24 protein-coding genes are annotated in these 26,055 nt (G+C 45.3%); 13 read left to right on the forward strand and 11 right to left on the reverse strand.

The features are described 5' to 3' along the window. Nucleotides 1–56 precede the first annotated feature (56 nt). Nucleotides 57–563 carry a phosphatidylglycerophosphatase A gene (gene pgpA / locus R7F07_RS18750; RefSeq protein ID WP_031780838.1) on the forward strand — a complete coding sequence of 169 codons (507 nt, stop codon included), beginning with the start codon at nt 57–59 and terminating at the stop codon, nt 561–563. 46 nt (nt 564–609) lie between these two features. On the opposite strand, the gene dxs is transcribed toward pgpA, so the two are convergent. From dxs to xseB, 3 genes are read right to left on the reverse strand one after another with little or no spacing between them, the layout of a single operon-like run. Further along, nucleotides 610–2,475 carry a 1-deoxy-D-xylulose-5-phosphate synthase gene (gene dxs / locus R7F07_RS18755; protein WP_005381568.1) on the reverse strand — a complete coding sequence of 622 codons (1,866 nt, stop codon included), beginning with the start codon at nt 2,473–2,475 and terminating at the stop codon, nt 610–612. 20 nt (nt 2,476–2,495) lie between these two features. Continuing rightward, nucleotides 2,496–3,380, reverse strand: coding sequence for a (2E,6E)-farnesyl diphosphate synthase (ispA, locus tag R7F07_RS18760; protein WP_042521208.1), 885 nt, complete (start codon nt 3,378–3,380; stop codon nt 2,496–2,498). Between the two features lie 21 nt (nt 3,381–3,401). After that, nucleotides 3,402–3,644, reverse strand: coding sequence for an exodeoxyribonuclease VII small subunit (xseB, locus tag R7F07_RS18765; RefSeq protein WP_005381566.1), 243 nt, complete (start codon nt 3,642–3,644; stop codon nt 3,402–3,404). Nucleotides 3,645–3,907: 263 nt separating this feature from the next. Here xseB and pomA point away from each other — a divergent pair, with 263 nt between their 5' ends. The 7 genes from pomA to rlmM all read left to right on the forward strand — a co-directional run bounded on the left by pomA (nt 3,908) and on the right by rlmM (nt 10,802). After that, nucleotides 3,908–4,669 (forward strand): flagellar motor protein PomA, encoded by a 762-nt coding sequence (gene pomA, locus R7F07_RS18770; RefSeq protein WP_005381564.1) that lies wholly within the window; start codon nt 3,908–3,910, stop codon nt 4,667–4,669. A gap of 14 nt (nt 4,670–4,683) precedes the next feature. Further along, a complete protein-coding gene (locus tag R7F07_RS18775; protein ID WP_005383619.1) occupies nt 4,684–5,631 on the forward strand; it encodes a flagellar motor protein MotB in 948 nt (315 codons plus the stop codon). A gap of 211 nt (nt 5,632–5,842) precedes the next feature. After that, nucleotides 5,843–7,291 carry a tRNA uracil 4-sulfurtransferase ThiI gene (gene thiI / locus R7F07_RS18780; RefSeq protein ID WP_005383617.1) on the forward strand — a complete coding sequence of 483 codons (1,449 nt, stop codon included), beginning with the start codon at nt 5,843–5,845 and terminating at the stop codon, nt 7,289–7,291. A 510-nt stretch (nt 7,292–7,801) separates the two neighbouring features. Further along, nucleotides 7,802–8,722, forward strand: coding sequence for a transcriptional regulator GcvA (locus tag R7F07_RS18785; RefSeq protein WP_005383616.1), 921 nt, complete (start codon nt 7,802–7,804; stop codon nt 8,720–8,722). Next, entirely contained in the window at nt 8,703–9,326 is a 624-nt protein-coding gene (locus R7F07_RS18790) for an alpha/beta fold hydrolase (protein ID WP_005383614.1), read from the forward strand. Before R7F07_RS18785 ends, R7F07_RS18790 begins: the two co-directional genes overlap by 20 nt. Beyond that, nucleotides 9,316–9,714 carry a DUF423 domain-containing protein gene (locus R7F07_RS18795; protein ID WP_042521214.1) on the forward strand — a complete coding sequence of 133 codons (399 nt, stop codon included), beginning with the start codon at nt 9,316–9,318 and terminating at the stop codon, nt 9,712–9,714. Before R7F07_RS18790 ends, R7F07_RS18795 begins: the two co-directional genes overlap by 11 nt. Beyond that, complete coding sequence (gene rlmM, locus R7F07_RS18800) at nt 9,711–10,802, forward strand: 23S rRNA (cytidine(2498)-2'-O)-methyltransferase RlmM (protein WP_017820611.1); 1,092 nt, start codon at nt 9,711–9,713, stop codon at nt 10,800–10,802. The genes R7F07_RS18795 and rlmM overlap by 4 nt, the downstream gene beginning before the upstream one ends. A gap of 109 nt (nt 10,803–10,911) precedes the next feature. On the opposite strand, the gene xni is transcribed toward rlmM, so the two are convergent. The 5 genes from xni to queF form a co-directional block, all read right to left on the reverse strand. Next, on the reverse strand, nt 10,912–11,694 hold the full coding sequence (gene xni, locus R7F07_RS18805) for a flap endonuclease Xni (protein WP_025768895.1): 783 nt from the start codon (nt 11,692–11,694) through the stop codon (nt 10,912–10,914). 58 nt (nt 11,695–11,752) lie between these two features. Further along, complete coding sequence (ppnN, locus tag R7F07_RS18810; RefSeq protein ID WP_047102074.1) at nt 11,753–13,129, reverse strand: nucleotide 5'-monophosphate nucleosidase PpnN; 1,377 nt, start codon at nt 13,127–13,129, stop codon at nt 11,753–11,755. A 291-nt stretch (nt 13,130–13,420) separates the two neighbouring features. Next, nucleotides 13,421–14,986 (reverse strand): sensor domain-containing diguanylate cyclase, encoded by a 1,566-nt coding sequence (locus R7F07_RS18815; RefSeq protein ID WP_005381978.1) that lies wholly within the window; start codon nt 14,984–14,986, stop codon nt 13,421–13,423. Between the two features lie 98 nt (nt 14,987–15,084). Next, nucleotides 15,085–17,367 (reverse strand): tetratricopeptide repeat protein, encoded by a 2,283-nt coding sequence (locus R7F07_RS18820; protein WP_017635678.1) that lies wholly within the window; start codon nt 17,365–17,367, stop codon nt 15,085–15,087. A gap of 164 nt (nt 17,368–17,531) precedes the next feature. Then, the gene (gene queF / locus R7F07_RS18825) at nt 17,532–18,377 is read right to left on the reverse strand and encodes an NADPH-dependent 7-cyano-7-deazaguanine reductase QueF (RefSeq protein WP_025768898.1); all 846 of its coding nucleotides are present in this window, start codon (nt 18,375–18,377) and stop codon (nt 17,532–17,534) included. A 108-nt stretch (nt 18,378–18,485) separates the two neighbouring features. Between queF and syd the strand changes: the two genes are divergently transcribed. Continuing rightward, nucleotides 18,486–19,031: a SecY-interacting protein gene (gene syd / locus R7F07_RS18830; RefSeq protein WP_025768899.1), complete on the forward strand. Its 546-nt coding sequence runs from the start codon at nt 18,486–18,488 to the stop codon at nt 19,029–19,031. Nucleotides 19,032–19,033: 2 nt separating this feature from the next. Continuing rightward, a complete protein-coding gene (locus R7F07_RS18835) occupies nt 19,034–19,810 on the forward strand; it encodes a Zn-ribbon-containing protein (protein ID WP_065274234.1) in 777 nt (258 codons plus the stop codon). Between the two features lie 111 nt (nt 19,811–19,921). On the opposite strand, the gene R7F07_RS18840 is transcribed toward R7F07_RS18835, so the two are convergent. The 3 genes from R7F07_RS18840 to metN are packed head-to-tail and all read right to left on the reverse strand — an operon-like array spanning nt 19,922 to nt 22,465. Beyond that, nucleotides 19,922–20,731 carry a MetQ/NlpA family lipoprotein gene (locus R7F07_RS18840; RefSeq protein ID WP_005381966.1) on the reverse strand — a complete coding sequence of 270 codons (810 nt, stop codon included), beginning with the start codon at nt 20,729–20,731 and terminating at the stop codon, nt 19,922–19,924. Between the two features lie 32 nt (nt 20,732–20,763). Continuing rightward, on the reverse strand, nt 20,764–21,441 hold the full coding sequence (locus R7F07_RS18845) for a methionine ABC transporter permease (RefSeq protein WP_005383604.1): 678 nt from the start codon (nt 21,439–21,441) through the stop codon (nt 20,764–20,766). Next, nucleotides 21,431–22,465, reverse strand: a complete 1,035-nt coding sequence (gene metN, locus R7F07_RS18850) for a methionine ABC transporter ATP-binding protein MetN (protein WP_005381962.1) — start codon at nt 22,463–22,465, stop codon at nt 21,431–21,433. Before metN ends, R7F07_RS18845 begins: the two co-directional genes overlap by 11 nt. Nucleotides 22,466–22,806: 341 nt before the next feature. Here metN and gmhB point away from each other — a divergent pair, with 341 nt between their 5' ends. The 3 genes from gmhB to treB all read left to right on the forward strand — a co-directional run bounded on the left by gmhB (nt 22,807) and on the right by treB (nt 25,981). Beyond that, entirely contained in the window at nt 22,807–23,358 is a 552-nt protein-coding gene (gmhB, locus tag R7F07_RS18855; RefSeq protein WP_005381961.1) for a D-glycero-beta-D-manno-heptose 1,7-bisphosphate 7-phosphatase, read from the forward strand. A 74-nt stretch (nt 23,359–23,432) separates the two neighbouring features. Next, a complete protein-coding gene (gene treR / locus R7F07_RS18860; RefSeq protein ID WP_171343016.1) occupies nt 23,433–24,380 on the forward strand; it encodes a trehalose operon repressor TreR in 948 nt (315 codons plus the stop codon). Between the two features lie 176 nt (nt 24,381–24,556). After that, nucleotides 24,557–25,981, forward strand: coding sequence for a PTS trehalose transporter subunit IIBC (treB, locus tag R7F07_RS18865; RefSeq protein WP_005383602.1), 1,425 nt, complete (start codon nt 24,557–24,559; stop codon nt 25,979–25,981). Nucleotides 25,982–26,055: the final 74 nt, after the last annotated feature.

A 26,055-nucleotide genomic window follows, 5' to 3' on the forward strand; every position in this document is an offset into this window, starting at 1 on the left:
TGAGCAACTCACAGGCATGACGATTGAAACCAAACTAGCAGTATAGGTTTAAGGATATGACCAACCCTCTTTCTCTGATTTCATTAAAGAACCCGTGGCATCTATTGGCGACGGGTTTTGGCAGTGGATTATCCCCGTTTATCCCTGGAACAATGGGCACACTGGCGGCCGTGCCTTTCTTTTTGTTGTTGGCACAATTACCATTTACGGCGTATGTCATTGTTGTTCTGATTTCGTGTGTGATCGGCATTCAAATATGCCAAGTGACGTCTGCAGACATGAAGGTGCATGATCATGGTTCAATCGTATGGGATGAGTTTGCAGGCTTTTGGATTACGATGAGCATTGTACCTGCACTGAATATTCCACTCACTGAATGGAAGTGGTTGATCACTGGCTTCATCTTATTTCGTTTTTTCGATATGGTAAAACCTTGGCCAATTGGGTGGCTAGATAAGCGAGTTCACGGTGGGCTGGGTATTATGGTTGATGATATCGTGGCGGGAGTTATGGCCGGTGTTGCCCTGTTTCTAGTCGCAAAATATGCGGGCTGGATGAACTAAACACTGAACGTAAAAAAGGGATGTTATGAACATCCCTTTTTACATTCTATTTTGCTAAATAATCCAAGATGGATTTTTCAATTCCTTTTGCATCGAGGCCAAGCTCTTCATGCAGTTCATCTTGTGTTCCCTGATGAATAAACTCATCTGGTAAACCTAGGTTCAACACAGGTTTAATGATTTTATCTTTCATCATGAACTCAACGACACCAGCACCAGCACCACCCGCGATAACATTTTCTTCTAACGTCACGAGCACGTCATGATCTGCGGCTAATTGACGAATTAATGCTTCATCGAGCGGCTTCACAAAGCGCATATCAGCAACAGTGGCGTTAAGGTATTCTGCCGCTTCTAGCGCGTTACCCAAGAAAGTACCAAAGCTCAGAATAGCAACTTTTTCACCTTGGCGAACCATGCGCCCTTTACCGATTTCTAACGCGGTAAACTCAGTTTCGATTTCTACGCCCATGCCGCTACCACGAGGGTATCGAACCGCACTCGGGCCAGAATGCTTATGGCCAGTGTAAAGCATTTGTCGGCACTCGTTTTCGTCACTTGGCGCCATGATCACCATGTTCGGAATACAGCGCATAAAGCTCAAATCGAACGCACCTTGGTGAGTTTGACCATCTGCGCCAACGAGACCTGCGCGGTCGATCGCAAACATCACTGGTAAGTCCATGATCGCGATGTCGTGGATCAATTGGTCATAACCACGTTGCAAGAAAGTCGAATAGATAGCAACGATTGGATGATCGCCCGCAATTGCCATGCCTGTTGCCAGTGTTACAGCGTGCTGCTCAGCAATCGCCACATCAAAGTATTGGTCTGGGTACTCTTTTGAGAAACGCACCATACCCGAGCCTTCGCGCATCGCTGGCGTAATTGCCATTAGCTTAGGATCTTGGGCCGCCATGTCACATAAAAAGTCACCGAAGATCTTTGAGTAAGTTGGCTTACCGCCACTGCTCTTCGGCAGACAATTATGCGTTGGATCGAATTTAGGAACACCATGGTAGCCGATAGGATCTTTCTCGGCAGGCTCATAACCTTTGCCTTTCTTGGTCATGATGTGTAGGAACTGAGGACCTTTGAGCTCACGCATATTTTTCAGCGTTTTGACGAGTTCATTGACGTCGTGTCCATCAATCGGGCCAATGTAATTAAAGCCGAACTCTTCGAACAGAGTACCAGGCACTACCATGCCTTTTAGGTGCTCTTCCGTACGGCGAACCAACTCTTTAATAGGTGGGACACCAGACAGCACTTTCTTGCCGCCTTCACGGATAGAAGTGTACAAGCTGCCAGAAAGTACTTTCGCAAGGTGGTTATTCAGGGCGCCGACGTTTTCTGAAATCGACATTTCGTTGTCGTTCAAAATCACCAACATATCAGGATGAACGTCGCCAGCGTGGTTCATGGCTTCGAATGCCATGCCTGCTGTAATTGCGCCATCACCAATCACACTGACGATTTTGCGACCTTTACCTTCTTTTTGTGCGCTGATGGCCATGCCAAGACCTGCACTAATCGATGTCGAAGAGTGGCCGACAGATAAGGTGTCATATTCACTTTCTTCACGCCAAGGGAAAGGGTGTAGACCATCCTTTTGGCGAATTGTTGGCATTTTATCGCGACGTCCGGTGAGGATTTTATGCGGGTAAGCCTGATGACCAACATCCCAGATCAATTTGTCGATAGGGGTGTTGTAAACATAATGCAGAGCGACAGTTAGCTCCACGGTGCCTAAGCCAGACGCTAAGTGTCCGCTAGATTGGCTCACTGAATTTAGCAGATACGTTCGCAGTTCATCACACAGATTTGGTAATGTTTCTTTCGGAAGAAGACGTAATTCTTCCGGTGTATTTGCTAACGCCAGTGTTGGGTACTTTGAAATATCAAGAGTCATATAAATGCGCGCTTATAGTGTTAATTTTTGCGCTCGATGACATATCGGGCGAACTCTTCGAGTAACTGAGTATTGTATGGGATAGCTTCCAATGCTTGAAGTGCTTCCTGTAACAGAGTGTGAGCTTTCTCTATGGCTCCCTCTAAACCCAGCAGGGAAGGATAAGTGCTCTTATTCAGACCTTGGTCGGAACCTTGAGGCTTACCCAGTGTTTCTGTGTCACTGATGATATCAAGAATATCGTCTTGAACCTGAAACGCCAAACCAATTGCTTTTGAGTAGCGCTCCAAGTGAGGTAGAACCTCGATACCTTTCTCACCAGCAGCTAATGCACCTAATTTTACCGCACAATCAATCAGAGCTCCGGTTTTTTTACGGTGTATCTCTTCCATTTCTTCAAGAGAAACTAGGCGATTTTCCGCGCCTAAATCTAAGGCTTGCCCTACACACATGCCGCTGGCACCAGAGGAATGCGCTAAGGCTTTGATCATATTGATGCGTTGAGCTTCTGCCGCCGAGCTTAATTGACCATCAGAAATAATAGTGAAGGCAAGAGTTTGTAGTGCATCACCTGTCAGTATTGCGGTTGCTTCATCAAACTTAATATGACAAGTTGGTTGACCTCGACGCAGTTCATCATCGTCCATGGCTGGCAGATCATCATGAATGAGTGAGTAGGCATGTATACATTCGATAGCAGCGGCGGGGGTGTCTAAGTCTTCAGGTTTACAGCCGAGCATTTGACCTGTGATGTAAACAAGAAAAGGGCGAACGCGTTTCCCACCTAGCAAAAGGCCGTATTTCATTGCTTGAATCAATGGCTGCTCTTGATATGGAAGCTGATCGAGCCACAAATTCAATTGCTGATTGTTTCTTTGTTGAAAAGACGTCAATGTCTGTTGCATCACATTGCTCACTACTGATTGTTATTCTGAATCTGGTTTGAAGTCACTCAGTGGTGCTTCATCATCTTCACTAAGAAGAATGCTCACGCGCTGTTCGGCGTCGCTTAATTTAGTTTGGCCTGCACGAGCTAAGGCAATGCCTCGTTCAAACTTACGCAGGGCATCATCTAGAGCAAGATCGCCATTTTCTAATTGATCAACCAAGCTATCAAGCTCTTCAATGGTTGCTTCAAAGGTCATGTTTTCTGGTTTCTTGACCGCCATCTTTTTTCTGCCTTAATCAAGCCTCGGGTAAGATGCACGAAAGTTACCTTAGCCTAGTAACTTGGTCAAATTTAACCTTATATAATTGTCACAAAATTAGCGTTCAACGAGTCTAAGCGATGAAACCCCATATTTTGGTTGAGGTTGTTAAGTGTAATTTGTGATCCATTAGCTAAGATTTTTCTAAAAATTCTGCGCGAGTTGTCGATACAGGTAATAATCCGCCCAATGGCAGTATTTGAGTATAGCGTGAGGAGTGCTTTGTGGATTTAGCAACCCTATTAGGTTTGATTGGTGGTTTTGCATTCGTCATTATGGCGATGGTGCTTGGTGGCAGCATCGGCATGTTTGTCGATGTCACGTCGATCCTTATTGTCGTTGGCGGCTCAATATTCGTCGTGTTGATGAAGTTCACAATGGGACAGTTTTTTGGTGCGACAAAGATTGCTGGCAAAGCCTTCATGTTTAAAGCGGATGAACCCGAAGACCTGATCGCAAAAATTGTGGAAATGGCCGATGCGGCGCGTAAAGGTGGTTTTCTTGCTCTTGAAGAGATGGAAATAAACAACACATTCATGCAGAAAGGCATTGATCTACTGGTTGATGGCCATGATGCCGACGTTGTGAGAGCGGCACTCAAAAAAGACATCGCGCTTACGGATGAACGACATACGCAAGGTACTGGCGTATTTCGCGCCTTTGGCGACGTTGCTCCTGCGATGGGAATGATTGGCACCTTGGTTGGTCTTGTTGCGATGCTTTCAAACATGGATGACCCTAAAGCGATTGGACCAGCAATGGCCGTTGCACTCTTGACCACATTGTATGGCGCGATCCTGTCCAATATGGTGTTTTTCCCTATTGCGGATAAGCTTTCTCTTCGCCGTGACCAAGAAACGCTAAATCGCCGTTTGATCATGGATGGCGTATTAGCGATTCAAGATGGCCAAAACCCGCGAGTGATCGATAGTTACTTGAAGAACTACCTCAATGAAGGTAAACGTGCCCTTGAGATTGACGAGTAACTTGGAGAGTAGTGATGGATGATGAAGATAACAAATGCGATTGTCCGCCACCCGGTCTCCCGTTATGGATGGGGACATTCGCGGACTTAATGTCGCTACTGATGTGTTTCTTTGTTCTTCTACTCTCGTTTTCTGAGATGGATGTACTGAAGTTCAAACAAATTGCAGGATCAATGAAATTTGCCTTCGGTGTGCAAAATCAGCTTGAAGTGAAAGACATTCCCAAAGGTACTAGCATTATTGCCCAAGAGTTTCGACCGGGTCGGCCGGAACCAACTCCGATTGATGTCATCATGCAGCAAACCATGGACATCACTCAGCAGACGCTCGAATTTCATGAAGGGGAGTCTGATCGAGCTGGTGGCACAAAACGTGATGAAGGCAAGTTAACGGGTGGGCAATCGCCAGAAACGTCAACTCAAAACAATGAATCTGCCGAAGCGGACATGCAGCAACAGCAATCTAAAGAGATGTCGCAAGAGATGGAAACCTTGATGGAAAGCATCAAGAAAGCCTTAGAGCGAGAGATTGAACAAGGCGCCATTGAAGTTGAAAACCTCGGTCAGCAGATTGTTATACGTATGCGTGAAAAAGGTGCATTCCCAGAAGGTTCGGCCTTCTTGCAGCCTAAGTTTCGCCCTTTAGTTCGTCAGATTGCAGAGCTAGTAAAAGATGTGCCAGGCATTGTTCGAGTATCTGGCCATACAGACAATCGACCGCTAGATTCGGAACTTTATCGCTCTAACTGGGATCTATCTTCTCAGCGCGCAGTATCAGTCGCGCAAGAGATGGAGAAAGTGAGAGGCTTCTCTCATCAACGTTTAAGAGTACGAGGCATGGCGGATACGGAGCCCTTGTTACCGAATGATTCTGATGACAATCGCGCACTTAACCGACGGGTTGAAATCAGCATTATGCAAGGCGAGCCTCTCTACAGTGAAGAAGTGCCGGTAATTCAATAACTAGGCTTTAGTTTTAAGTCAGTAAAGAGACAAGAAAGCGAGCAGATTGCTCGCTTTTTTTGTTTTTCCAATCCGCTTGGGTGTATAATCTTGCGCCTTAAAAGTGAGCTCAGACTACTTTTTGTGACTGAAACGCGGTTTTACTGCGTATGAAGTATTGAAGTTGAGTGTCACTCTTTGTTGATTGCGAAACTAACCTGCGAATTAGACTATGAAATTTATTGTAAAGCCCCATCCAGAAATTTTTGTAAAAAGTGAATCTGTGCGTAAGCGCTTCACAAAGATTTTAGAGTGCAACATTCGTAACATCATTAAGAGCCGCACGGAGTCTGTCGCGGTATTTAACCGTCGTGATCACATTGAAGTGACCTCTGAGAGTAACGAATTCCACGCTGAAGTTCTTGAGGTTTTGACTCATACACCAGGCATTCACCACGTACTGGAAGTGAAGCAAACTGAATTTAAAGACTTGCACGATATCTTCGAGCAAGTGCTAGAACTCAACCGTGCTGCACTCGAAAATAAAACCTTTGTTGTACGTGCGAAGCGTCGTGGCAAGCATGACTTTACCTCTATTGAACTAGAGCGTTATGTAGGCGGTGGTTTAAATCAAGCGATTGAAAGCGCTAGTGTTAAGCTACGAAACCCAGACGTGACGATCAAGGTAGAAGTCTCGAACGACAAGCTAAACCAAGTATTGTCTCGTCATAAAGGCCTAGGTGGTTTCCCTCTGGGTACGCAAGAAGACGTGTTAAGCCTGATCTCGGGTGGTTTCGATTCTGGTGTTTCAAGCTATCTTCATATCAAGCGTGGTTCAAAAGTACATTACTGCTTCTTTAACTTGGGTGGTCCAGCACACGAAATCGGCGTTAAGCAGGTTTCTCACTACCTATGGAACAAATACGGTTCTTCAGCAAAAGTACGTTTTATCTCAGTTGATTTCGAGCCTGTGGTTGCGGAAATCCTAGAGAAAGTCGATGACGGCCAAATGGGCGTGATCTTGAAGCGTATGTTCATGCGTGCAGCAGGCATGATCGCTCAGAAGATGAAGATCGAAGCATTGGTAACAGGTGAAGCGCTAGGTCAAGTATCGAGCCAAACGCTAACCAATCTACGCCACATCGATAACGTAACAGACACGCTGATTCTGCGTCCGCTTATCAACTGGGATAAAGAAGACATCATCAATCTAGCACGTGAAATCGGCACAGAAGATTTCGCAAAGACAATGCCAGAATACTGTGGTGTTATCTCTAAGAAGCCAACCGTGAAAGCGGTGAAAGGCAAGCTAGAAGCTGAAGAAGAGAAATTCGACTTCAGTATCCTTGAGCAAGTGGTTCAAGAAGCTCGCATGATGGACATTCGTGATATCGCGAAAGAGTCTGAGCAAGCCGCACCAGAAGTAGAGCAAGTTCAAGCGGTAGAAGAGCACGCGGTTGTGCTAGATATTCGTAGTCCTGAAGAGGAAGACGATAACCCACTTGAAATCGAAGGTGTGGATGTGAAACATATCCCTTTCTACAAGCTGGGTACACAGTTTGGTGACTTAGACCAGTCTAAGACATACCTACTTTACTGTGACCGCGGTGTGATGAGCCGTCTGCAAGCGCTTTACTTGCAAGAGCAAGGCTTCAGCAACGTAAAAGTTTACCGTCCATAGCTGACTGTTAAAATACGTTAAAAGGCGCAAATTGAGACATCAATTTGCGCCTTTTTTGTTTTTGATCGCGTTACAGACAACCATTACTTAGCATAATGTTGAGGCTCATCGCAAAGCCATACACTTTGTGTTGATATAACGATAATTAATCCGAAAGAAGAGTAATAAAGTGATATTGCTGCCAGATATGCGGATGAGATTTTTGATAGATAAAAAAACACCGCCTAATTTAGGCGGTGTAACAAATTTGACAGACAGGTCAAAAATAAATACAGGAAGTATATGTTTTGTCACAGGGAGTGTGGACAAAACATTATGGTAGAAATCTACCTAACTCGAAATACGAGTTTGCAAACACAACATCGCAACAACGAAGCCAATTGATTTCCAAAGAAATCAAGCCGTTCAGGCCCGTGTTGCGGGGTGAAATATAGAATTTATCTGGCTGTTCGACAACGGACATTTTATAATGTTTCAGATTAAAAAAACTAATCCTATTAGAGGTCCCATATGTCTCGCAGATTGCCTCCATTAAATTCGCTTCGAGTCTTCGAAGCGGCTGCTCGTCATCTCAGTTTTACACGAGCAGCAGAAGAGTTATTTGTTACTCAAGCCGCGGTCAGTCACCAGATTAAAGCGCTTGAAGAGTTCTTATCATTGAAGCTCTTCCGTCGACGTAATCGTTCTTTGTTGTTAACAGAAGAAGGCCAAAGTTACTTTCTCGATATCAAAGATATTTTCACCTCGATTGCGGAAGCGACAGATAAGGTGTTGGAACGTAGCGAAAAAGGGGCATTGACGATTAGCCTACCGCCGAGTTTTGCTATCCAATGGCTTGTACCTCGTTTGGCCGATTTTAATGCTCAAGAGCCCGATATCGATGTACGTATTAAAGCCGTAGATATGGATGAAGGCTCACTGACTGATGATGTTGATGTGGCGATCTACTATGGCCGTGGGAACTGGCCAGGTTTGCGAGCAGATAAATTGTACCAAGAGTTTTTGATCCCACTTTGTTCACCTTCATTACTTTTGGGTAACAAACCATTAGAATCTTTAAGTGACCTCAAATTACATACTTTGTTACACGATACTTCGCGTAAAGACTGGAAGCAGTTTGCTCGTCATTACAACATTGAAGGCATCAACGTAAACCACGGTCCTATTTTTAGTCACTCAACGATGGTGCTACAGGCTGCTGCGCACGGTCAGGGGGTCGCGCTCGGTAACAACGTACTCGCCAAACCTGAAATGGAAGCCGGACGACTCATTGCACCATTCGACGAGGTGTTGATATCTAAGAATGCATTCTATGTGGTGTGTCATGAACAGCAGGCAGATATGGGCCGAATCGCAACGTTTAGAGACTGGATGTTAGCAACCGCGAGAAAAGAACAAGAGGAAGTATTGGATGAATCACTGGATAGCTGAGGGACCTGAAAACGGACCGCTGTTTATTTTTGCTCACGGCGCAGGTGCGGGGATGGAGCATGACTTCATGACAGCTGTCGCCAAAGGATTAGTGGAGCAAGGTATTCGTGTAGTGCGTTTTAATTTCCCTTACATGGTGAAACGTTCGGAAGATGGCAAAAAGCGTCCGCCCGATCGCGCGCCAAAGTTGCTCGAAGCATACAGCGAAGTGATCGCTCACTTTACTTCTTCTCCCGTGGTTATTGGTGGTAAGTCAATGGGCGGTCGTATGTCGAGCTTGTTGGCTGAAAATGAGCTGGTGGCGGGCATTGCCTGTTTAGGGTTTCCATTTCACCCGCCGGGAAAGCCAGAGAAATACAAAGGCGAACACTTAGCAACCATTGAGAAACCTACGCTGATTCTGCAAGGGGAACGAGACACCTTTGGTAAGCGTGAGGAATTCGATGATTTCGTCCTTTCGTCACAAGTAACGGTGAGCTTTTTACCTGATGGTGACCACAGCTTCAAACCGCGCAAGATCTCAGGTCATACTGAAGTGGGTAACATTGCACTCGCGATAGAGCAGTTAGCGGCGTTTATAAAAGAGGTGTACAGTGAAAAGTAAGTGGTTACTATCATTCTCTGCTCTGTCTGGGCTGATTTCGGTCGCTCTTGGAGCATTTGCTGCTCATGGGCTAAAAGCGACACTGGCCCCTTATTTGCTCGGTGTATTTGAGACCGGAGTTCTGTATCAATTTATTCACACGTTGGCGATTGTGTTTTGTGCCATTCTGCTTCTGCTCAATTTGGGACAAAAAGCACAAAAATATTTTTTCATTGCGGCGATTTGCTTTATTATCGGCATCTTTTGTTTTAGCGGCAGTCTTTACGCGCTGGCGCTGACGGGCATTAAGTGGTTTGGGCCAATTACTCCTGTGGGAGGATTACTGTTCATGATTGGTTGGTGTCTGTTCTTTTTTGCTGCGTTCAATATCAAAGAGGTCTCCAAGTGAAACAACTAATGCTCTATTGCCGTTCTGGCTTTGAGAAAGAGTGTGCTGGTGAAATTCAGGACAAAGCGACACAGTTGGAAGTGTATGGCTTCCCTCGTGTGAAGAGAAACTCAGGTTATGTTGTCTTCGAGTGTTACCAAGATGGAGATGCCGACAAACTTGCGAGAGGTTTAGACTTTAAGTCTTTAATTTTTGCTCGACAAATGTTTGCGGTAGCAGCTGAGTTTCAATCGTTGCCAAGTGATGACCGCATTAGTCCAATTTTGAATGAACTAGCAGACATTGAAGCATTCCCTCGTTGTGGTGATTTGAGAATTGAAACGCCAGATACAAATGAAGCGAAAGAGCTACTGAAATTCTGCCGTAAGTTTACCGTCCCAATGCGTCAAGCGTTGCGCGGCAAAGGCTTAATGCTGAACAAAGATAACGCGAAAAAACCAGTACTGCACATTTGCTTTGTTGAGCCTGGCCACTGTTACGTTGGTTACTCTTACACTGACAACAACTCACAGTTCTTCATGGGTATCCCTCGCCTTAAATTCCCAGCAGACGCTCCAAGTCGTTCAACACTTAAACTGGAAGAAGCATTTCATGTCTTTATTCCACGTGAAGAGTGGGATGAGCGTTTGGCACCAGGTATGTGGGGTGTGGATTTAGGTGCATGTCCAGGCGGTTGGACGTACCAATTAGTGAAGCGCTCAATGTTCGTTCACTGCGTAGATAACGGCATGATGGCAGACAGTTTGATGGAAACTGGCCAGATCAAGCACCATATGGTGGATGGTTTTAAGTTCGAACCAGACCGCAAGAACGTAACATGGATTGTTTGTGACATGGTGGAAAAGCCAGCTCGTGTTGCTCACCTGATGGGACAGTGGCTGTTAAAAGGTTGGGCAAAAGAGGCCATCTTTAACCTTAAGCTGCCAATGAAAGGGCGTTATGACGAAGTGCTGCAAGACCTTGAAAATCTGAAGCAGTTCCTCATTGATAATAAGGTAAAGTTCAAGCTACAAGCTAAACATTTGTATCATGATCGTGAAGAGATCACGATTCATATCCAATGTCTGTCGAATATTTCACCTTACTAACTTTATTCCCCGAGTCTTTTGGGAATAGTGATTAGAATAGAAAAAGCGCCTTCAAATGGCGCTTTTTTAATATCTGCCGGATTTCATGGTGTGAAACTTCCATCGGGCACTACTTCGCTTTGTTTGGCCCTAAAAAGCGAATATCTTGCAAGTTAAAGCCTAGTTCGATATCGCACTTTAAAGCGGCGACGCGTTTACATAAACGAGCAGACTCAATGTGCTCGTCCAATTTTTTACGGTATTTCGGTACGAGGTCTTCACTAGCGTAGGCAGCTTCAATACTCTCAAACTGAGTGAGAATCTCTTTCGCTGCTTTCGGGCCAATTCCAGGTACGCCCGGAACCTGGCTAGAGCTTATCCCTGTCAATCCCCAGTAGTCCGCTAGTTGATTTGGTTTTACGCCGAACTCTTTTTCGATAAATGGTTCATCTAACCAACGGTGTTGGAAATAATCACGGATTTGTAGGGTAGGGGAAAGTAGCTGGCAGTAACCTTTGTCTGTGGAAACGATGGTGACTTTTTCACCATGGCTGGCCACTTTCGTTGCGAGTGTAGCAACCAAATCATCTGCTTCATCGCCTTCAGAAAGCAATGAATCAATACCTTGCTCCCACCACGCTTGTTGAATCGCATCTAACCCTTGCAGTAGTGGCTGAGGCATTGGCTTTCGGTTTTGCTTATAGTCAGGGAGAATTTCAGCGCGCCAACCTCTGTCTTGTTCGTGGTGATCAAAAACTGCGATGATGTGTGTCGGGTTGGCCTCTGACAGAATGCGAGTGAGGGTTCTTTGCGTTGTGGTTATGGTTCTTGCTATGTCGGTTGGATCTGGTTGTGCTGAGTGCACTCGGCGGATCAGGTTTAGGGCATCAATGATAACAAGATGAATAGACATAATGACTTAGCAATAAAAAAGGGACGTAATGCCCCTAGTGTAACGAATGCTAGCCTGACTATCGACCACCAATTTCCGGGTGAGCGATTCGATAACACGGTTCGTAGTCTGAACCGCCAGGTAATTTCATTCGGTGCTGTTCGACAAAGTCTTTTAGCAACTTATCGAGTTTTTTCATGAGGACTGCGTCGCCATGAATGGTGAAAGGCCCTCTACGTTCTATTTCTCGAATGCCTTCAGCCTTTACGTTACCTGCCACTATGCCAGAGAAGGCTTGACGCAAGTTGGCCGCTAAAACTTGCGGTTCTTGATCTAGGCTTAAATCCAATTGTTCCATCGACTCATGAGTAGGCTCGAATGGTAGTTGGAAGTTTGGCTCAATTTTCAATGACCAGTTAAAGCTGTACGCATCGCCTTTCTCTTTTCGGTGAAGGCGTACCGAGTCCATGGAGCGTTTCATAATACGAGCGACTTCTGCCGGGTTGTCAATGATGATCTCGTAGTGCTTTTGCCCTTCCTCACCAAGTGTGTCGCGAATGAACTCATCAATAGAGCGGAAGTACTCTTCACTCTCTTTTGGTCCTGTTAATACGATAGGCATTGGCTGATCGGCGTTATCCGGGTGCATCATGATGCCAAGAATGTACAGTAGCTCTTCCGCTGTGCCCGGGCCTCCTGGGAAAATAACGATACCATGAGCCATACGGACGAAAGCTTCCAAGCGCTTTTCGATGTCGGGCATGATGACCAGTTCATTTACTATTGGGTTTGGTGGCTCGGCAGCAATAATCGAGGGTTCGGTTAAACCAAGATAACGTTGCTGAGTATAACGTTGCTTTGCGTGCCCAATTGCTGCACCTTTCATCGGCCCTTCCATTGCACCAGGGCCGCAACCTGTGCAGATGTTAAGTTCACGCAGGCCCAGTTCGTTACCCACTTCACGTGTGTACTGATACTCCACTCCATTGATAGAGTGACCACCCCAACATACGACAAGATTCGGTGCGATACCTGGAGTTAATGCTCTGGCATTACGAAGAATGCCGAATACGAGGTTCGTAATGTGAATTGGGTTAGTAAGGTTGAGCCGCTGGGCGTCTGCCAAATGCATGTTTACGTAAACGATATCACGCAATACGGAGAACAGATGCTCTTGGATACCTTTAATTATTTCGCCGTCAACAAAAGCGTGCTCTGGCGGATTAGTCAGCTCAAGCTTAATACCACGCTCACGACGCACGACGTTGACATCAAACGATTGGTATTTATCGAGCAGTTCTTTCGAGTTATCGGTATGGCTACCGGAGTTCAACACCGCTAATGTGCAATTACGGTACAGCTGATAAAGTTCACTCGAGGCTGTGTTCTTTAAGCGCTCTACTTCTAGTTGAGATAGCAAGTCCATGCTACCAGCGGGGCTTATATGGGTAATCATAACGCCTCCTTGTGTTGCATTAATTTGAGGGAAAGTACCAACTTACCTTTTTGGTGTTATACGTATGGTTTGATGAAAGGTAGTTGGCCGATTTGGTTTTATGGTTATCAACTCCCAAGCAACCTCAAGATGATACATTTGCCTTTTATAAATACATCATCTTGAAGTGACTTGGGTTTTTACAGCTTAGCAGACTAAAAGGGAAGAAATGTGATAACTCGTTGAAAATGGGTGGTTATAAAGCGAAGATTGCACCAAATTTGGTTTGTTTGCTCGCTTTTTGTACGAATCTTAGCTCCAGTTAAGCTGGTTTGTTCCACGTTTTTTAGCGTCCGCAAGCATCTTGCCAAGACGATCGAGCACATACTCTGGCGTATCGGACTCTTTGAAAGACGTCGATACAGCAGCTAAGGTAATCATGATATTTTGCTCACGGAACTTAAAGGGTAATTGGCTAATATCACGCTGGATATGCTTAATAAGATCCAGTGTGTATTCTTCAGATTGTTCCGGGACGAGTAGAATGAACTCCTCGCCACCAAAGCGAGCCACTGTTTCCGTTTCTGATACGCGCTTGTTAATAGTACGAGCGATGATCTTCAGCGCTTTATCGCCAGCCGTATAACCATAGCTATCATTCACCGCTTTGAAATTGTCTACATCAAACAGCACAACACGAAGGTTTTGCTGAGAGCGAATCCAACGGCGATACTCTAGCTCTAGTCGATCGTTAAATGCAGTGCGGTTATAAACTTTAGTCAGCGGGTCGAGCAACATACGCTGAGCTTGGTCATCTAAGCGTCGACGATAATCTTGCGTAGTTTCAAATACCGCTTCGAGTTGGTTCTTACTGTAACTTAACCGCTCTTGCAGCGCTTGCTCTCGCTCTTCCGTCATTTTCAGTCGCTCTGTCAGCGACGCCATTTTTTCGAGAAGAGGCGTGATTTCTTTTTTCACAACCGCGATATCTTGAGCTTGATTAAGTGACTTTTGGCTTAATTCAACCAAGCTGTTCATTTCTGTGTTGAGCTCTTGGCGGTGTTCAAAGTAGGTATGATGCTGGTCGACGTTCTGATGAACGGTTTTTAGGTTACTTGCGAGAGAAGTGTTCAGCTGATCAAGGAATTGGCTAGACGCCTCGCGCTCGAACTTTGTTGCTTCGACAACCAATTTCAGCGTTGAGAGCGTAAGCTCAATGAGAGACTCGGCACTCACGCCAAGGAGCAACTTAGCGCGAATATCCAGCAATCTATCGCCTGATTCTCCCTCGAAATCAAGCTCTGTAATAGTATGTTGGAGGTCGCTGGCTAAGCACTCAAGCTGAGATCTGTCGGGATTGTTTTCAAATTCACTAAGATGTAGACGTGAATTAGACGTGATGATTTTCAGAGCGCGTTCGTAAATACTCAGTAGCTTAGTGGCTTGATCAGCTTTATTGCTGGCGTGAACTTCAGAGAAACTCATCAGGTTCCGTAGTTCACGTTTTAACTGCGCAGGTAAGCCCGTGACACGTTGCAGTGTTTCACCACTGTGCTTGATTTGTTCGTCAAGGTAACCGTTTTGTTTATCCATCGTCTTCGACTGCTGTTTGAGCATCCTCTCTAATACCGCTAAACGCGGGATAAGAGTGCTGATATCTTTTTGATGTTGCAGCTCTTGTTGGATTTCAAATAGGTAGTTGGATACCTGAGTATTCGAACCCTGGCAAGCTGAAGACAATGATGCCACAACGCGTTTAAGAACTTGTTGTTCACGTTTGAATTTGAGTGAAGTATCACGATGAGTCAGTCTGAGTTGGTCAAGTTGACAACTCAGCTGATGCAGCTGCGACTGAATATCGGATTCCAAGATTCCCATGAAGTGACTACGGTTAAGTCCATGTACTACTGACAATTATCTGATAATAACAAAAAACTTTATAGCGTCATTAGTTATTACGTTCAACAGGCGTTTAATTATCCATTTTTTAATATTTTCTTGATGTCGTCCTCATTCTTGTAGGACGAATGGATCTTGATCAGGCCTTGGCTAATGGCATGTTGACAGGCAGTTCTTATGTTACCTGTTGCAAAGCTAGCAGCAGGCGCATTATCGATGGCTTTTAAGAACACCCAGTGGCTTTGCTTATCCTTCAAGCTGACTTCTCGTGCGATGTGAGTAGCAAGCAATAACAGATCGAGTAATTCCTCATCGTTAATTGCAGTGTAGGCTCGGGGTAAGAACGGATAATCGCTGATGCCCATACGAATAATACGATTGACGTTGTGCTGCTGTGCGAACTCATCCACCCAAGTCTGGAATTTTTCGAACATGACTTCGGCAGAAGCATCACGGTCAGCGTTCGGTTCTATGTAGAGTAAGTTCGCATCTGAGAAATGGTAAAGACGCGACGGTTTTTCTATTTTTTCCGCAAGGAAGTCGCCAAATGCCCGTTCTAGTTCTAGACCTGCCTTATAGCCGTTATGGACGTACATGCTTCGTAAGAATGGCAAATCGATCATAACAAAGCGTAGGCGATCATTAAGTGGTTCGTGGATCAATTCACCCATTTGCCATTGCTCGAAAGTTTCGCTCGACTTTTTCAATGAGCGAGAAAGCTTAACATTCAGCATACGCAAGTTACGTAAACGAGAGCGAGAGTGGGTGAAGAGGTCGTTACGCAGTTTTTCGATTTCACTTGCTTGGCGCTGCATAATGACACCACGGCGCATAATGAACAAAAACATGACCAAGACAGTAATAAACAATGCAAATGAGATTTTCTGGAATTTACGATGCTCTCTTTCCACTTGCTCTAAGCGTTCTGATTGACCGATGTAATGGATGGTTTGTTCGGCAAATTCTTTTTGCTGACGGAACGCATCCTCACTGATTTGGTTAAGCTGCTTTTGTTCTAGACGAACGAGGTTGGTGTATTTTTTATAAGCTTGCAGAGAAAGTTTGTATTCGCCTGCCTGCTCGTAACCCAACCCAAGTAAACGGTATGACTGCTGCTTAATGAAGTTGTTATTTTCAGGTGACTTTTCAGCAAGTGCTAACGCCAGCTTAGCATTAGTAATGACGTCTTTACTGTCATTTTGATGATAAGCCAGACCTGACTGAAGCAGGGCAGCCTTTGCTTCAAGCTTAGGAATATTGGTGTATTCTAAAAGCTCTTTAGAGCGGTCTAAGTACTGCTCTGCTAGCGCGTAGTTATAGAGTTGTAGGTAGGTAGCCGCCAAGCTTAAGCGAATTTTAATGATTCTATTGATGTTCTTACTGGTACTTTCATGGTCAAGCACGTTGAAGTAATGCACTAACGCAAGGTTAAACTTACCCTGATAAAAGTAGATGTCGCCCATTTGCTCTAGGACGTCCGCTAGGATCGGAGAGCTAGGGTAAGAGTCATAAAAATCTGCGGCTTGAGATAAGTATTCGATCGCTTTGTCGTACACTCGTCGCTCCTGGAAGAGCCTAGCCAAAAGGCGATTCACTTTTGCTAATCTTGCACCACTGTTACTTTCAATAGATTGCCAATAACCGTATAGCAGCTCTGACAAAGCCAAATTGTATTTCTTGCTATTGAGGTAAAACTCGCCGACGGCTGTGTAGTAGTCGATCAAGGCTAACTCAGAGCGGCTATCGTCAAGCATGGTCTTTGCTTCAGAGTACAAGTTTTCCGCTTTAATGATATCGCCACTATGTGAAGCGAGGAGTGCTCTTTGCATCACTAGTCGGTAGCGAACGCTGTCGGTGCGTTGTAATACGGCATCGGCTTCATCGAGCTGTTGTTCAATTTGGTTAAGCGTGTCTTCCGCTTTTGAGTAGTTTTCGTCGTACATCCAAATCATTTGGTTGCGCATCAGCTGGAGATCTAAGTCCATGTACGGCAATTGATATTCTTGCGCTAAGCGTTCCGCTTTATTTAGGTGCTCGATAGCCGAACGAACATTACCCATGGCGTAATCTGCCTGAGCGATAATCTTGTGCGCTTCGATGGTGCTGCTTGGTGTGCGAACGCTACGATCTGTTTCGTCGCGAGACATGGCTGAAGGGCTGTCACTTTCTTTGCGTTCTGTTAGCTCACGCTGTGACAAATAGTTGGTTGCCGCTTGTTTTGCTTGTGATGGTTCTATTTCCGCCAATTGTTGTGCTTCGTTGAGTAACGCGGACGATAAAATGGTTGCATGAAGTGGCTGTACAAACAGCAAGCAAAGAAAGCCAATCAATTTGAATAGACGCGAACTGTCCCAAAACATCCTTTCGTTCCCTCGAACTGTTTTTAGATATGGCGATAACGGCGAAAAGCCTCAATTAGCCGTTTAAATGCGGGTTGAAGCCATTTGATATAGTAACATGCTTGGACAATAAAAACGTCCGGCAACCCTTTAGATTGCCGAACTTATTTCTGTTGCCTATGCGCTTACTGACGAGCCATACGGTGATTGTGAGCTGGCTTATCTTGTTCCGTTGAGCGGTAAGGGTTGATATCCAAGCCTCCACGGCGCGTATAGCGGGCAAATACGGTCAGTTTGCTTGGTTGGCAGTATTTCATTAGATCCGTAAAAATACGCTCTACACACTGTTCGTGGAACTCATTGTGCTCGCGGAAAGACACTAAGTAACGTAACAGCTTCTCACGAGCTATTTTTGCGCCTTGGTAGCGAATTTCTACACTGCCCCAGTCGGGTTGGTTAGTGATCAAACAGTTTGATTTCAATAGGTGGCTATGTAGCACCTCTTCAACTTGTACTTCACCTGCTGCACCTTCAAGCAAATCGGCATCGAAATCGTAACTGGTGATGTTAATGTCTTGGTCATCAATACATTCACCGTCCATTGTTACGATAGGTTGATTGGTATAGTGGGTCACTGGATTCACCTCAACCAGCACCTTTTCACCTGCGCATTCAGAAAGGTCTTGTGTTAAACGCTCAGTCACTTCTTCCCAGCTTGCAAAGCGGGTTTGGTTATAGCTGTTTAAGTACAGTTTGAAAGACTTCGATTCAATCAAGTTTGCGCTGGTGGCTGGAATGTATACTTCGCCAACGGCCACTTGTGGTAAACCTTTACTATTTAACCAAGACAGTTCGTACAGCGTCCAAATGTCGTGCCCCATGAAAGGCAGAGTATCGCCTAACTGGAGGTCATCTCGGTTCAGGCTGCGAGGGACTGGTTGCAGCAAGCTTGGGTCATACTGGTTCGCATACTCGGTCGTTTTACCTAGTGTTAAGCCAGCAAGCTCTTTAGCGTCAGAATATTTGCTCATACTTTGTGGTCGTTTTCGATTAGAATGGCGAGAATTTTACTGAATCCGCTGGTCAATTGCCATCCGGCAAGCACGGCTATCTGATAAATAAGGAATGAGGAGACCTTCATGACCCCAAACGTTACTCAGGCGCTACAAGAGTTCAGCCTGCGCTACCAACAAGCTTGGCAAGCTAAGCACAATGAGTTGCCAAGCAGTGAAGAGCTTGCAGAGCTTGTTTCTCCTTGTGTCGAAGAGAAGCGTGATGGAAAGGTGCTTTGGAAAGCGGTCGCACGTGATGAAATGGCCGATTTCACCAATGTGGAAAATGCGATTGAGTTGTCACTGCAAGATGATGTTAAAGCCTTTTATGGTTCTCAATACTGCGCTGATATGGAGGCAACTTGGCAAGGTAATTCGTTGACGCTGCTGCAAGTCTGGAGCGATGACGATTTCGTGCGTCTACAAGAAAATATTCTTGGTCATTTGGTGACGCAGCGCCGCTTGAAACTTAAACCAACAGTATTTATCGCAGCGACAGATGAGGAAATGGATGTGATTTCTATTTGTAACCTCACTGGCAATGTGATTCTAGAGCGTTTGGGCACCTCTAAACGTGATGTATTGGCAGATTCATTGGTTGAGTTCTTGAATAAGTTAGAGGCTGCCGTCTAAGTATGTATGTTGTTGAGTTGCAGTTTGAGTGTTTTGATAACACCACCGTCAGCGCGGTAGACAAAGCCATTAATGGCTTGATGGATGCTCTGCGTTACAACGGCCAAGTATTAGGTCGTGAATTCCCGATAGTGATGGGAGAAGGTGAATTTTTCGTTCGTGTTGTTTGCCCAGAACAAGACAGCTTGCATCCACGTTATCACTCAGATTTCGTCAAAGTGTGCATGAACCGTTTGTCGGATGCGTCTTTGCTTGCACCGAAAATGCGTATGCTGGGGCGTGATTTGAATTCAGAACAAGCAGCCGAAGAAGAGACACCTAGCTGGCAAGTGTTGTACACGACTTATGTTCATACGTGTTCGCCTTTGCGAAGTGGTGAAACCCTGTTGCCAATTCCTTTGTATCGTAATGAGCCAACACTTAATGGAGACCATAAAGCCGTCATTAAGTGGCAGACTGAGTGGCAAGCGTGTGATGAAATCCAAATGGCAGGGGGCTGCCGAGCGGAACATGCGGCGCTGCACGAAATTTGCGATGTGGATAGTGTGCTGTTTCGCCGAGGTTGGGACTTACGTGGCCGTATCGATTACATCACGAAGATCCCTACGTACTATTACCAGTATCGTGTCGGTGGTCAGTCGCTGGAGAGCGAGAAAGCGCGCAAGTGTCCAAAATGCGATGGCGAGTGGCTACTCGATGAGCCACTACATGACATATTTCATTTTAAGTGTGATGACTGCCGAATCGTGTCGAATATCTCTTGGGACCATCTTAAGTAGCGAATTGAAGCTACTTAAATGGGTAGATAGACAAATAGAAAGGGCTGATGTTTTCACATCAGCCCTTTTGTGTTTAGAACGTTGTTTTCAGTCATGTTTTGAAAAGTGGGATTACCAACCTTTCACAACACCGCCTTTGAACAGTTCTTTTGCCGCTTCGTAAACTTCTTCCGTTTGGTAAGCTTTTACGAAGTTTTGTACGTTTTGCGCATTAACATTTTCTTCGCGAGCGACAATTAGGTTTACGTATGGTGAGTCTTTATCTTCAACGAACACGCCGTCACGCTCTGGCGATAGGTCGATAGAGCTTGCGTAAGTGGTGTTGATGATAGATAGCGTTACGTCATCCAGTGAACGTGGAAGCTGTGGGGCTTCTAGTTCAATGATTTCGATATTTTTAGGGTTGCCTACGATGTCACGTACTGTAGCGAGTAGACCAACGCCATCACGTAGCGTAATTAAACCTTGCTGCTCAAGAAGCAGTAGTGAGCGACCTAGGTTAGTTGGGTCGTTTGGTACTGCGATGCGTGCGCCATCTTGAATTTCATCAATTGATTTTACTTGCTTTGAGTAACCAGCAATAGGGTAAACGAATGAGTTACCCGCGATAGCCAGTTTGTAGCCGCGGTCTTTCACTTGTTGGTCTAGGTATGGTTTGTGCTGGAACGCATTCGCGTCTACTGAACCATCATCCAGAGCGGCGTTTGGTGTTACGTAATCGGTAAATGTTACTAGCTCAACATCTAGGTTGTATTTCTCTTTTGCTACTTTAGCGGCAACTTCGGCTACTTGTGCTTCAGCACCAGCAATAACGCCAACTTTTACTTTGTTTACGTCTACTTCTTTGTCGCCGCAACCCGCTAGAGCAAGAGCAGAGGCGGCCGTTGCTACAGTCAAAAGACCTTTAAGGCTAAATTTCATCTTTATCTCCTTATAATTTGTATTTTTGATGCTTATCTGTGGTCTACACGGCGCACCACTGCGTCGCCGATAGACTGAATAATCTGTACTAGAACAATCAACATCACGACAGTCACGGCCATGATAGTTACATCGTAGCGGTGGAAACCGTAACGAATGGCTACGTCGCCTAGGCCGCCGCCGCCTACCGTACCCGCCATAGCTGAGTAGCTAACGAGAGTGACCAACGTAATCGTTACTGAGTTAACAATAGTCGGCATTGCTTCAGGTAGTAGAACTTTTGTGATGATCTGTGTTGGTGTCGCCCCCATTGACTGCGCTGCTTCCACCAAGCCTGTCGGTACTTCTAATAAAGCACCTTCAATGAGACGAGCGACAAAAGGAATGGCGCCAATAGTCAGTGGGACGATTGCTGCGGTTGTGCCGATAAAGGTTCCAACTAGCATTTTTGTCACTGGAATAATCGCAACCATCAGTACGAGGAATGGCACTGAGCGACCAATGTTAACGATAGCGCCTAAGCCGCTATTTAGTTTGGTGTTTTCAAGTAGGCCGCCTTTCTTAGTAATATGGAGGATTACGCCTAATGGAATACCCACAGCAAAGCCGACTAATCCGGCAACCGCAACCATGTAAAGCGTTTCCCACGTTGCACCTAAAAGTAGTTTGCTGTTTAAGCTCAGCCATTCAGAAATCGTATTAAAGGACATAACCAAGTACCTCTACTTTTACGTTGTGCTTACGCAGGTATTCAAGAGCTGCGTTGTCATCTTCTTCGTTACCAAATAGCTCTGCGACCATCATGCCGAATTTCACGCCACCAGCGTAATCAAGGTCGGAACTCAAAATACTCACATCAATATTGTATTTACGAGAAATTTGCGACATTAACGGTGCATCGACGGTTGCGCCAGTAAACTCTAAGCGAACCAACGGGTAGCTGCCATCAACACGCTCTGCTTGCAGACGAGCTTGGTAATCTTCAGGAATGGAAAGATCCAGCGTTGAGCGAATGAATTGGTGCGCTAGCTCTGTCTTAGGGTGCGCAAAAATATCGCCAACGGTGCCTTTTTCCACCAGCTCACCACCACCGATGATTGCTACTTCGTGACAGATACTTTTTACGACTTCCATTTCGTGAGTGATAAGTAAAATCGTGATGTTGAGTTTGCGGTTGATCTCTTTCAATAACTCAAGGATAGATTGAGTTGTTGCCGGGTCTAGCGCACTAGTGGCCTCATCACAAAGCAGCACGCTAGGATCGGATGCCAATGCACGAGCAATTGCCACACGCTGTTTTTGGCCGCCACTTAAGTTAGATGGGTAGCTCTCGTGTTTGTCGGCTAAGCCTACAAGCTTTAGCAACTCAGTTACTTTTGTTGTGATTTGCGATTTGTCTTTACCTGCCAGTTCTAGTGGCAGTGCTACATTATCAAACACAGTACGAGACGAAAGCAGGTTAAAGTGCTGGAAGATCATGCCAATGTTACGGCGTGTTTCGACTAGTTGTTTTTTGCTGAGTTTGGTTAGATCCACACCATCAACGATGATGGAACCAGAGGTCGGCGCTTCTAACATGTTTACGCAGCGAATCAGCGTACTTTTACCAGCACCTGATGAACCGATAACACCAAAGATGGTGCCTTTGTCGATGTGTAGGTTAATGTCTTTCAGGGCAAGGATTTCCTTACTGCCTTGGTAGAACACTTTATTGACGTTTTTTATTTCTATCATGTTTCAACATGCCCAAAGATACGGGGAACTTCGCTGTCAAAAACGGCCTTTGACAGAACTTAATGTTGAGCTTTATCTCAATTTTCAGTTGATGCTATGGGTTAAGCAGAATGAAGTCAATAGATATTTTTACGTCTAGACGTCTAAATGTATGGATGTTCTGTTTTAAAACGAAGATGTATAGATAACAAGCAGGAGGTAGACGGCGGGGCACCCTCAGATTTACCGATTCTTGCCCAACAAATCAACCGTTTTGTCGAGGCCTAGAATGAATTAGATAGTGTTGAAGTTTATAAGGTATGTAATAATCTGATTAAACCGAGTTAATAGAGAAATACGTTTTGGCAAAACCTGCTGTTTTTATCGATCGTGATGGCGTGATAAACGTTGACCACGGCTACGTTCATGACGAACATGATTTTGAGTACATTGATGGTGTATTTGAAGCGACGAAAGCGCTAAAAGATAAAGGCTACCTTCTAGTGTTAGTGACGAATCAATCGGGCATCGCACGCGGTAAATTCAGTGAAGACCGTTTCTTGTCTCTGACTCAATGGATGGATTGGAACTTTGCTGATAATGGTGTTGAGTTCGATGGTATCTATTACTGTCCACATCATCCAGAACATGGCATTGGCGAGTACAAGCAAGATTGTGAGTGCCGTAAGCCAAAACCAGGCATGTTCATTTCTGCGCGTGACTTCTTGAAGATCGACATGGAGAAATCTGTGATGATCGGCGATAAAGCTGAAGACATGATGGCAGCAGAAGCGGCAGGCGTTGGCACTAAGATTTTGGTTCGCACTGGTAAGCCAGTAACGGAACAGGGCGAAGCCATTGCAACGGTAGTATTAGATAGCATTGCAGATGTGCCTGCGTACTTAAACAAGTAATCTTCATTACTGACTGAGATAAGGGAAGCCACTGCTTCCCTTTTGTTTGATTCCTTCTTTTAGTCTGAACACTTATGAGCAAAAAACTCACCATTCTTGATATCGCAAAATTGGCAGGCGTGGGCAAATCGACAGTAAGCCGTGTGCTTACTAACGATCCAAAAGTGAAACCCCAAACGCGAGAGAAGGTTGAGCAAATCATTCGTGAATCTGGTTATGTGCCGTCCAAATCTGCGCAATCAATGCGTGGCGGCCGCCAAAAAGTTATTGGGGTTATCATCTCCCGTTTAGATTCACCATCAGAAAATCGCGCCGTTGGTACAATGCTCAATGCTTTGTATTCCGCTGGTTATGATGCGGTGATCATGGAGAGCCAATTCGATCGCGATAAAACCAATGAACATTTGGATGTGCTTAAACGTCGCAACGTCGATGGGGTGATCGTGTTTGGCTTTACTGGATGTGATGAGCGAGCATTGGCGGAGTGGGGGAATCGTATCGTCGTGATCGCGATGGACACGCAAATGGTTTCTTCGATCAACTACGACAACCAAGGTGTGATAGACATGGCTTTGTCTCATCTTGAGCAGCAATCTTTATCTCGCATTGCTTATATTGGTGTTGATCCTGAAGACAAAACCACTGGCTTAGCTCGTCTAAATGCTTATAAAGCTTGGTGTCAACGCAAGCAAATTGCACCTTGTTTCCAAACGGGTAAGTTGAGCCATGAAAGTGCTTATCAGTTGGTAGACAAAGTCCTTCAATCTGATACTCAGGCCATCGTGTGCGCCAGTGACACCATCGCGTTGGGCGTGATTAAGCGTCTTCAAGAGTTAGGCCGTGAAGACGTGGTTGTGACAGGTGTTGGTGGTAATGAATTGCTCTCTTTCCTTTTCCCTAAAGTATTTAGTGTCGACCCAGGTTATACCCTTGCAGGTGAGAAGTCCGCTAACATGCTGATCAATCAATTAAATGGTGATGAGGAAGTGGTTCACTTTACTCAACAGCCTATCGTTTGTTAATCCACACTAAAACGATCTGCTCTAAAATTATACTGTGATCATTCTCAATTAATGGGACTGTTCCCATTTTGTTTTTTGTCTTCGAATGGCAATATTAAAATTAAGAAATGGGAATGTTCCCATTTATAAAAACAAAATGATGAATCGAATGTATCCAATACAGGGTGGACAAAGTTATGAGTAAGATTGCGCGTAAAGACGTGGAGCGTCTTATTGAGCTGGTCGGGGGGCCGGACAATATTGCCAGTGTAAGTCACTGTTTAACTCGCTTGCGTTTTGTTCTAAATGATACGGACAAAGCAGATACGAAACAGTTAGAAACATTACCGATGGTGAAGGGCTGTTTTACCAACGCAGGCCAGTTCCAAGTGGTTATCGGTACTGAAGTGGATGAAGTTTACAAGGTACTGATCGGACTGACGGGTAAAAGTGAAGCCAGCAAAGACGAAGCGAAGAACGCTGCTCGTCAAAACATGAATATCGTTGAGCGTGGTATTTCCCACCTTGCAGAAATCTTTGTACCACTGCTACCAGCGATCATCACCGGTGGTCTGATCCTTGGTTTCCGTAACGTGATTGGCGACATCAAGATGTTTGATGGTCAAACGCTAACGGAAATCAGCCAGTTTTGGGCAACGGTACACTCTTTCTTATGGCTGATTGGTGAGGCGATCTTCTTCTTCCTACCAGTTGGCGTGTGTTGGTCGACAGTGAAAAAGCTCGGCGGTACTCCGATTCTGGGTATCACGCTTGGTGTAACATTGGTTTCGCCGCAGTTGATGAACGCCTACCTGATTGGTAAGCAAGTACCCGAAGTGTGGGATTTTGGCTTATTCGCCATCGAAAAAGTGGGCTATCAGGCGCAAGTGATTCCAGCAATGCTTGCTGGTATGGCTCTGGCGTTTATTGAAACCAACTTAAAACGCATCATTCCGTCTTACCTTTACCTAGTGGTCGTGCCGTTTGTCTCAATCATTGTGTCTGTGATTCTTGCGCACTCTATCATTGGTCCATTCGGTCGTATGTTGGGTGACGGCGTTGCTTTCGCAGCAAAAGCAGCCATGACGGGTGACTTCGCAATGATTGGCTCAACCATCTTCGGCTTCCTATACGCGCCATTGGTCATTACTGGTATTCACCACACCACCAACGCGGTTGACCTTCAATTAATGCAAGAGCTAGGCGGCACGCCAATTTGGCCTCTGATTGCGCTTTCAAATATTGCTCAAGCGTCTGCGGTCGTCGGCATCATTATCATCAGTAAAAAACATGGCGAGCGTGATATCTCAGTACCTGCGGCTATCTCTGCTTACCTTGGTGTGACCGAGCCGGCGATGTACGGCATCAACTTGAAATACAAGTTCCCAATGCTGAGCGCGATGATCGGTAGTGCGTGTGCTGCTGCTATTTGTGGTAGTGCGGGCGTAATGGCGAACGGTATCGGTGTGGGCGGTTTGCCGGGCATCTTATCTATCCAACCGCAGTTCTGGGGCATTTTTGCTTTGGCTATGTTAGTCGCAATGCTGGTACCTGCTGCATTAACGTTAATTCTTTATAAGCGTGCACAAGCCAAAGGTGAGCTTGAGCCTGCAAACGCGTAATTCTATTTGAGGCAGTGACTTGGCTGCCTCCTCCTATTTTTCTTTTCAAATTTTAAGTTTCCGATTACTGGTAA

This window comes from Vibrio sp. YT-16 (assembly GCF_033337405.1).
Taxonomy (GTDB): Bacteria; Pseudomonadota; Gammaproteobacteria; order Enterobacterales; family Vibrionaceae; genus Vibrio; species Vibrio alginolyticus.